This is a genomic window from Pandoraea sp., from assembly GCF_041919235.1.
GTDB lineage: Bacteria > Pseudomonadota > Gammaproteobacteria > Burkholderiales > Burkholderiaceae > Pandoraea.
This window is the reverse complement of record NZ_JAYRUC010000043.1, coordinates 1-7,990: the sequence shown is the minus strand read 5'-3', so window position 1 is coordinate 7,990 and position 7,990 is coordinate 1. Positions and strand designations below refer to the sequence as shown.

The 7,990-nt window shown below is 60.2% G+C and carries 7 protein-coding genes and 1 pseudogene; 5 read left to right on the top strand and 3 right to left on the bottom strand.

Going from position 1 to position 7,990, the window contains the following annotated elements; genetic code table 11:
• Window positions 1-128: 128 nt before the first annotated feature.
• A pseudogene (smpB, locus tag ACE3UG_RS21720) lies at window positions 129-578 on the bottom strand (SsrA-binding protein SmpB); the annotation flags it as partial.
• 154 nt (window positions 579-732) lie between these two features.
• Here smpB and ACE3UG_RS21715 point away from each other — a divergent pair.
• Together ACE3UG_RS21715 and ACE3UG_RS21710 are read left to right on the top strand one after the other, a co-directional pair.
• Window positions 733-1,167 carry a type II toxin-antitoxin system RatA family toxin gene (locus ACE3UG_RS21715; protein ID WP_374627812.1) on the top strand — a complete coding sequence of 145 codons (435 nt, stop codon included), beginning with the start codon at window positions 733-735 and terminating at the stop codon, window positions 1,165-1,167.
• Entirely contained in the window at window positions 1,157-1,492 is a 336-nt protein-coding gene (locus ACE3UG_RS21710) for an RnfH family protein (RefSeq protein WP_374627810.1), read from the top strand. The genes ACE3UG_RS21715 and ACE3UG_RS21710 overlap by 11 nt, the downstream gene beginning before the upstream one ends.
• 33 nt (window positions 1,493-1,525) lie before the next feature.
• Here the strand turns inward: ACE3UG_RS21710 and ACE3UG_RS21705 are convergent, their stop codons facing one another.
• On the bottom strand, window positions 1,526-2,455 hold the full coding sequence (locus ACE3UG_RS21705) for a DMT family transporter (protein ID WP_374627808.1): 930 nt from the start codon (window positions 2,453-2,455) through the stop codon (window positions 1,526-1,528).
• Between the two features lie 294 nt (window positions 2,456-2,749).
• Here ACE3UG_RS21705 and guaB point away from each other — a divergent pair, with 294 nt between their 5' ends.
• The 3 genes from guaB to guaA are packed head-to-tail and all read left to right on the top strand — an operon-like array spanning window position 2,750 to window position 6,467.
• Window positions 2,750-4,210, top strand: a complete 1,461-nt coding sequence (gene guaB / locus ACE3UG_RS21700; protein ID WP_374627806.1) for an IMP dehydrogenase — start codon at window positions 2,750-2,752, stop codon at window positions 4,208-4,210.
• A 6-nt stretch (window positions 4,211-4,216) separates the two neighbouring features.
• Window positions 4,217-4,909 carry a hypothetical protein gene (locus ACE3UG_RS21695; RefSeq protein ID WP_374627804.1) on the top strand — a complete coding sequence of 231 codons (693 nt, stop codon included), beginning with the start codon at window positions 4,217-4,219 and terminating at the stop codon, window positions 4,907-4,909.
• Complete coding sequence (gene guaA / locus ACE3UG_RS21690; RefSeq protein WP_374627802.1) at window positions 4,884-6,467, top strand: glutamine-hydrolyzing GMP synthase; 1,584 nt, start codon at window positions 4,884-4,886, stop codon at window positions 6,465-6,467. The genes ACE3UG_RS21695 and guaA overlap by 26 nt, the downstream gene beginning before the upstream one ends.
• A 544-nt stretch (window positions 6,468-7,011) precedes the next feature.
• Here guaA and ACE3UG_RS21685 read toward each other — a convergent pair.
• The gene (locus ACE3UG_RS21685) at window positions 7,012-7,941 is read right to left on the bottom strand and encodes an IS3 family transposase (protein WP_374627814.1); all 930 of its coding nucleotides are present in this window, start codon (window positions 7,939-7,941) and stop codon (window positions 7,012-7,014) included.
• Window positions 7,942-7,990 lie beyond the last annotated feature (49 nt).

Sequence of the window (7,990 nt, the reverse complement as noted above, 5' to 3'; positions counted from 1 at the left end):
GACGCCTCTGCAAACCCTCATCGCAGGAAAGGAGGCGTGGAACGAAAAAGTCGGCCACCTGAATTTGATCTGACAGTCAGGCACCTTCAAAACGGGTAACTGTCAGATCGGGTCGCGACTTCTACACCTCACGTCTGCGTGCGCATCAGGCTCGCTTTCTCGCGTTCCCAGTCGCGCTTTTTCTCTGTCTCGCGTTTGTCGTGAAGCTTCTTGCCCTTGGCGAGCCCAATTTCGCACTTCACCAGTCCCTTGCTGTAGTGCAGGTTGATCGGAACGAGTGTGTAGCCACGTTGCTCCACCTTGCCGATGAGCTTCTTGATTTCATCGGCTTTGAGCAGGAGCTTGCGGGTGCGCACGGGGTCTGGTTTGATGTGCGTCGAGGCCGTTTGCAGCGGACTGATGTGTGTGCCGATCAGAAAGATCTCGCCATTCTTGATGACGACATAGCCTTCCTTGATCTGCGCCCGCCCGGCGCGAATGGCCTTGACTTCCCACCCTTCGAGCGCGATCCCGGCTTCGTATCGCTCCTCGATGAAGTAATCGAAGAAGGCCTTCTTGTTGTCGATGATGCTCATGGATCCTTGGCGGGTAACTTGGTCGGACCCGGTGAGTCGGGCTCGGGTAAAATAGCGATTTTAACAAAGAGTCTCGGCAAGCGGCGGCTTGCGACGCGCGCGGATCGATGTGGCATCGATGGCGCACGTGTCATGCGAGCATCTTGCCCGACAGACGATGGCCGAAGTCAGTAAAACCGTTCTCGTGCATTTCTCCGACGAGCAAATGTACGATCTGGTGACCAATGTCGCCGATTACCCCAAATTCCTGCCTTGGTGCGGGGGTGTCGATATTCGGCATCAAGACGAGCACAGCATGGAGGCGTCGCTGTTGATCGACTTCAAAGGCCTGAAGCACTCGTTCGCAACGCGCAATATCCAGGAACGCCCGCATTCCATTCAGATGACCTTTGTCGAAGGGCCTTTCAAGCGTTTTCACGGCACCTGGAAGTTTACGGCGTTGCGCGAAGATGCCTGCAAGATCGAGTTCGGCCTTCATTACGAATTTGCGAATTTTCTGCTCGAGAAGGTTATCGGTCCGGTGTTCAGTCACATCGCCAATACGTTTGTCGACGCCTTTGTCAAACGCGCGGAGACGGTGTATGCCAAGTGAGCTGAGCGTCGAAGTCTGTTATGCGCTGCCGAGCGACCAGACCATCGTCTCGGTGACGTTGCCGCCAGGCGCCACGATGCGTGAGGCGATCGAGCGCAGCGGATTGCTGCAACGCTATCCGGAACTGGATCTCGCGCATATGAAAGCCGGCGTCTTCGGCAAGGTGCGCGCGCTCGACGCGGCCGTGGAGGCGGGCGATCGCATCGAAATCTATCGAGCGCTCAAAGCCGATCCCAAGCTGGCGCGTCAGCGACGCGTCGAAAAGGTGCGCAACGAAGGCAGCCGCGAAGGGCAGAAGTGGCTGGGCAGCCGTCGCGGCAGCTAAGCCCGACGCTACATTGACCGGCCGCGGGGCCGGTCAATGCGCCGAGCCTCGCGAATGCAGCCGTACCGATGCGCTCACGCCTGCGAGCAGCAGCACGATGGCGGCGAGTTCCAGCACGCGAGGCAGACGCTGTTCGTAGATAAAGCCGTAGACCAGCGCGAACAGCGTTTCAAACACGATCATCTGACCCGACAGGGTAAGCGGCAGGCGCCGGCTCGCCGCATTCCAGAAGGCATTGCCGATGGTCGACGCGCCAACGGCCACGGCAATATTCACGCCCAGAAACATCTGCCAGTCACGCGGCACGTCGGGCGCGACCGGGTGCGGCAGAAGCACGGCAGGCACGGCCAAGGCGAGTGCGAGCGCGCCTGTCGCAACCCCCGTGAGCAGCGACCATTCCTGGCTCGTGAAATGACCGAATCTCGCCAGATAGCGGGCGTTGGCCACGGCGTACCACGTCCAGCTCACGAGTGCGCCAACGGCGCAGGCGATGCCGGCCAGGGTGAGGCGCCAGTCGGCGCCGGTTGCCGACGCATGCGCAAACACATCGACATTGATGCAGACGATACCCGCCGCGACCAGCGCCAGCGGACCCGCCAGCCGTGACAGGGGGATGGCGCCATGGTCACGGCTTCCCACCCACGTGACCGTGACGGGCAGCACGCCGACGATCAGCGAGGCGGGGGCGATTCCTGCCATCTGCACTGCGCCGGCGAGAAACAGGTAGTAAATGAGGTTGCCGACAAGGCTCAGCCGAAACAGCGCCCGCCAATCGTTGCCGGTGACGCTGTGTCGCAGGCGCGCCCAAAGTGGGACGAGCAGCAGCGCCGACACCAGTCCGTACAGGACGTAGCGGGCGGCCGACAGTTCCAGCGGCGAGAAGCCGGGCAGCAGGCGAGGGGCGAGAAAGACCAGCCCCCACAATGCGCCCGCCGCCAGTCCGTAAGAAATGCCTTGCCCCATGAAATTCGTATCCGTGGTTCGTGCGATTGCGCTGTCGGTGATCCGCAGCCTCCGGTGCGCGGTAGCGCCGCACGCAGAGAGGTGCAGAGGTGCAGAAAGGGCGGAAGAATAGCATGGGCCTGGGGCGCTGCTCTTGTGAAATCCGGCACTCCGCGAGGCAGCGACGTCGATCGCTTCGAGCCGGGCGGGCGCACGGCCGATCCGTCGGGGAAAAAGCCCCTTGACATGTGAGGCAGACGCGCCATGCCTTCTGCGATTTCTGTATAATTCGATTTTGCGCCTATAGGATTTGCCATGCGTCTGATCCAAAAAGCACTCACTTTCGATGATGTGCTCCTCGTCCCGGCGTACTCCGCCGTTCTCCCGCGCGACACCAGCCTGAAAACCAAGCTTACGCGCAACATCACCCTGAACATGCCTTTGCTGTCGGCCGCCATGGATACGGTGACCGAAGCGCGTCTGGCCATTGCTATGGCGCAACAGGGCGGTATCGGCATCATTCATAAGAATCTGAAGCCGGCGGAGCAGGCGCGGGAAGTCTCGAAAGTCAAGCGATTTGAGTCGGGCGTTCTGCGTGACCCGATCACGATTCCGCCGCACATGAAGGTGCGCGACGTGATTGCGCTGTCGCGCCAGCATGGCATTTCCGGATTCCCGGTCGTCGAGGGCGCACAGCTCATCGGGATCGTGACCAATCGCGACCTTCGGTTCGAGAGCCGCCTGGACGAGCCGGTGCGTGCGATCATGACGCCGAAGGACAAGCTCATTACCGTGCGCGAAGGCGCATCGCCGGCCGATGCCGAGCGATTGATGCACAGCCACCGGCTGGAGCGTGTGTTGGTCGTCAACGACGCGTTCGAGCTGCGCGGGCTGATGACGGTCAAGGACATCATGAAGGCGACCGAGCATCCGCTCGCGAGCAAGGACGAGCACGGTAAGCTGCGCGTCGGCGCTGCCGTTGGCGTGGGTGCGGACAATGAAGAGCGCGTCGAGTTGCTGGTGGCGGCGGGGGTCGACGTGATCGTGGTCGATACGGCGCACGGCCATAGCCAGGGCGTGCTCGACCGCGTGCAGTGGGTCAAGAAGCATTTCCCGCAGATCGAAGTGGTGGGTGGCAACATCGCGACGGCGAGCGCTGCAGTGGCGCTGGTCGAGCATGGGGCGGACGCCGTGAAGGTTGGGATCGGCCCCGGCTCGATTTGCACGACGCGTATCGTCGCGGGGGTCGGTGTGCCGCAAATCACGGCAATCGCCAACGTGGCCGAAGCCCTCAAGGACACGGGTGTCCCGCTGATTGCTGACGGCGGTATTCGTTATTCGGGCGACATTTCGAAGGCGCTGGCCGCGGGTGCGCACACGGTGATGATGGGAAGCATGTTCTCGGGCACGGAAGAGGCGCCGGGCGAAGTGTTCCTGTATCAAGGGCGCTCGTACAAGAGCTACCGGGGCATGGGGTCGGTGGGCGCAATGAAAGATGGCGCGGCCGACCGTTACTTCCAGGATCCGGCCAACAACGCCGACAAGCTCGTGCCTGAGGGCATTGAGGGGCGTGTGGCGTACAAGGGCAGCGTGATGGCCATTCTCCATCAGTTGACGGGCGGTATTCGTTCGTCGATGGGGTATTTGGGTTGCCCGTCGATCCAGGACTTGCATGAGAAGGCGGAGTTTGTCCAAATCACGGCGGCGGGTATGCGCGAATCGCACGTGCACGATGTCCAGATCATGAAGGAAGCCCCCAACTACCACGTGGAGTAATTGCCCATGAAGGCCATGTTGCGTACGGTACTGTTCCTCGATGCGGCGCTGAATCTGGCACTCGGTGTGCTGCTGATCGGGTCGTTCTGGTCATCGCTGTATGCGGCCATTGAAGTGCCCGCGCCATCGCCCGTGCTGTATGCGCAGGCGCTTGGTGTGGCCTTCATCGGCGTGGCCTGGCTGCAATGGCACGCCACCGTGAACGGCCAGTTGACGGCGACTGTCGCGAAGGTGACGGGGCATATCAACTGGGTGACCGGTGCGTTCGTGCTGGGCTGGCTGATCTCCGGCCAGTTGGCGGTGACGGGGGGCGGCAAGTTGTTGATGCCGGCGCTCGGTGCTGTCCTGCTGGTGGTGGGCGCCATTCTTGTCAAGCTGGCGTCCAGTGTGCGCACGAAAGAGCGTGTGCAGGCGGCGCAGCACGCGGGCGGGCGAGTGCGTGGGGGTGTCGTGAGCGACACCCGGCGCGACGTGCCGTACGACGACGCTGACGTCCGGGCCGTCGACGAGGCCCGTAGCACGCGCGCTGAGCCGCGAATGGAGACGCCTCGTGGCGGCTCCGCCCCCGTTACTCCTACGCCGGTTGCGCCTGCGGGCACTACTGGCATTGTCACGCCCGTGCCTTCCGCCACGGCGCCGACGTCCAACGAATCCACTTCATCCGTACCTCACGATGCACGACAAAATCCTCATTCTTGACTTCGGCTCGCAAGTCACTCAGCTCATTGGGCGCCGCGTTCGCGAAGCGCACGTCTACTGCGAGATCCACCCGAACGACGTTTCGGACGCGTTCATCCGCGAATTCAATCCGAAGGCGATCATTCTGTCGGGTAGCCACGCGAGCACCTATGAGGATCAGGATCTGCGTGCGCCGCAGGCGGTCTGGGATCTGGGGGTGCCGGTGCTCGGCATTTGCTACGGCATGTTTGCGATGACGGTGCAGTTGGGCGGTCAGGTCGAGGCGAGCAACCACCGCGAGTTTGGTTACGCGGAAGTGCGCGCGCATGGTCATACGCCGCTGCTCGAGGGCCTTGAGGATTTCCGGACGGCCGAGGGCCACGGCATGCTCAAAGTGTGGATGAGTCATGGCGACAAGGTCACGCAATTGCCGCCGGGGTTTGCGCTGATGGCGTCGACGCCGAGCTGCCCGATTGCCGGCATGGCCGATGTGAAGCGTCACTACTATGCGGTGCAGTTCCATCCGGAAGTTACGCACACGACGAAGGGCCGCGAGTTGCTTGAGCGGTTTGTGCTGGAGATTGCCGAGGCGAAGCCGGACTGGATCATGCGTGACCACATCGGGGAGGCTGTCGAGGCGATCCGCGAGCAGGTGGGCGATGAGGAAGTGATTTTGGGTTTGTCGGGCGGCGTCGATTCGAGTGTTGCTGCGGCGCTGATTCATCGCGCGATCGGGGATCAATTGACGTGCGTGTTTGTCGATCACGGTCTGTTGCGGTTGAATGAAGGTCAGATGGTGATGGAGATGTTCGCGGGCCGTCTGCATGCGAAGGTCGTGCATGTGGATGCTGCTGACCAGTTCATGGGCCATTTGAAGGGCGTGACCGATCCGGAGCAGAAGCGCAAGATCATCGGGCGTGAGTTCGTCGAAGTGTTCCAGGCGGAAGCGAAGAAGCTGAAGAACGCGAAGTGGTTGGCGCAAGGCACGATTTATCCGGACGTGATCGAGTCGGGCGGTGCAAAGACGAAGAAAGCGGTGACGATCAAGAGCCACCACAACGTGGGTGGCCTGCCGGAGACGCTGGGGCTGAAGTTGCTTGAGCCGCTGCGCGATCTGTTCAAGGACGAAGTGCGCGAGTTGGGCGTGGCGCTGGGTCTGCCGCATGACATGGTTTATCGTCACCCGTTCCCGGGCCCAGGGTTGGGCGTGCGGATTCTGGGTGAAGTGAAGCGCGATTATGCCGATCTGCTGCGTCGTGCCGATGCGATCTTCATTGAAGAGCTGCGTAACACGGTGGAGCCGAACAGCGGCAAGACGTGGTATGAGCTCACGAGCCAGGCGTTCGCGGTATTCCTGCCGGTGAAGAGCGTGGGTGTGATGGGAGACGGGCGGACGTATGAATGGGTCGTGGCGCTGCGCGCCGTGCAGACGCAAGACTTCATGACGGCGCATTGGGCACACCTGCCGCATGACCTGCTCGGCAAGGTCTCGAACCGCATCATCAACGAAGTACGTGGCTTGAACCGGGTCGTGTACGACGTCTCCGGTAAGCCGCCTGCGACAATCGAGTGGGAGTGATGGGTTAAAAAATCTCTTGTAAATCAATGGTTTGCATAATAATTTGCATGTAAAGGTTGATGAAATTTGACCGTTGACATGCCTCTAAGCTATTGATTTAAAAAGGTAACTATTTTCTTGATCCTCTCGTGGTCGATTATTGCGAGACGCTGAACTCGACGGTATTGGCAACGGCATAAATGGCGCTCTCAGCCTAGGTCCAAACTAGGCTAAGCGCCATACCGTCTGCCGATACCGTGCGACACGATATAGTGCGGTCGACAAAGTCAGGTTCCATGCGGTTTGGCGGGCAGTTGTATGTCCTCTGGCTGGTGACGGCAATCGTCTCTTTCAGATATTCATCGGGGCCCTTTGGTTTTAGGTAGCTTAGGCCGTCATGCCCCTGCGTATAAGCTGGCAAAAGGCAGAGAGCCTTTTTTTCGGCCAGTTTGCCGGTTGTTTTCAGGGGTGGCGGTGTTGAAGGCCAGGACTTGGGATCGCCTGAGGAGGGGGGGGTGAATCGCCCCGGATTTGAATTGACCCCCGAGAGTTGGACGTTGAAGCGTTAGTTTTTTCCCGCTCGCATTCGATATTCCACGGGACTCAGTCCACCAAGTTTCGATTTGATGCGGTGTCGGTTGTAGTAGTCGATGTAGCCCTTCAGGCCTACCCGTAATGCATCGACGTCTTCGAAGTCCGTGAGATGGAAGTACTCGGCCTTCAGAGTGCCAAAGAAGCTTTCCATGGCCGCGTTATCGAAGCAATTCCCTTTTCTCGACATACTTTGCTTCATTCCATAGCGCGCCAGTGCCGCTCGGTACGGTTGCATGCGATAGTGCCAACCTTGGTCTGAATGAAGCATCGGTGTAGCCGCATTCCCGCGTTTCTTGACAGCTTTCCTGAGCATGCCCATGACCATCGGGAAGTCGGGGCGATGGCTCGACTCGTAGGCAATAATTTCCCCATTGTAGAGGTCCATGATCGGAGAAAGGTACAGCTTTTTCCCCGCGACCCGGAACTCGGTCACATCGGTGACCCACTTCTCGTTTGGGCCCGACGCGGTGAATTCACGATTGAGCAGGTTCGGCGCGGCCTCGCCGACCTCGCCCTGGTACGATCGGAATTTCTTCCGGCGCACCCTCGACCTGATTCCCAATTCGTTCATGAGGCGCTGCACCTTCTTGTGATTGACTAGCTCGCCATCACTGCGGATAGTCAAGGTGATGCGACGATAGCCATACAAGCCGCGATGTGCAGCATAGACAGCCTGAATCTTCGCCTTGAGCCCACCATGCCGGTCTGGGGTGGCCAACGTTTTGACCCGATAGTAGTACGTACTACGTGGCAACCTCGCCGCCTGGAGAAGATCGGTCAAGGGGAATTCCTGCCTCAGTTCAAGCACTATTTTGGCTATTTCTGTCAACGCCGGTTCAAATCTGACCCACCTTCCGGCATATCGCCGAAGTAAATCTGACCCACCCGGGCTTCGTATCATACGGCGGCTTTCGCGCCGGCCCGCGTGGTTTGTCCAGCCTTCCGTTTGT

Coding starts and splice junctions, on each gene's coding strand:
- ACE3UG_RS21715 (WP_374627812.1), top strand. CDS start 733: ATGGCCGAAGTCAGTAAAACCGTTCTCGTGCATTTCTCCGACGAGCAA.
- ACE3UG_RS21710 (WP_374627810.1), top strand. CDS start 1,157: ATGCCAAGTGAGCTGAGCGTCGAAGTCTGTTATGCGCTGCCGAGCGAC.
- ACE3UG_RS21705 (WP_374627808.1), bottom strand. CDS start 2,455: ATGGGGCAAGGCATTTCTTACGGACTGGCGGCGGGCGCATTGTGGGGG.
- guaB (WP_374627806.1), top strand. CDS start 2,750: ATGCGTCTGATCCAAAAAGCACTCACTTTCGATGATGTGCTCCTCGTC.
- ACE3UG_RS21695 (WP_374627804.1), top strand. CDS start 4,217: ATGAAGGCCATGTTGCGTACGGTACTGTTCCTCGATGCGGCGCTGAAT.
- guaA (WP_374627802.1), top strand. CDS start 4,884: ATGCACGACAAAATCCTCATTCTTGACTTCGGCTCGCAAGTCACTCAG.
- ACE3UG_RS21685 (WP_374627814.1), bottom strand. CDS start 7,941: ATGATACGAAGCCCGGGTGGGTCAGATTTACTTCGGCGATATGCCGGA.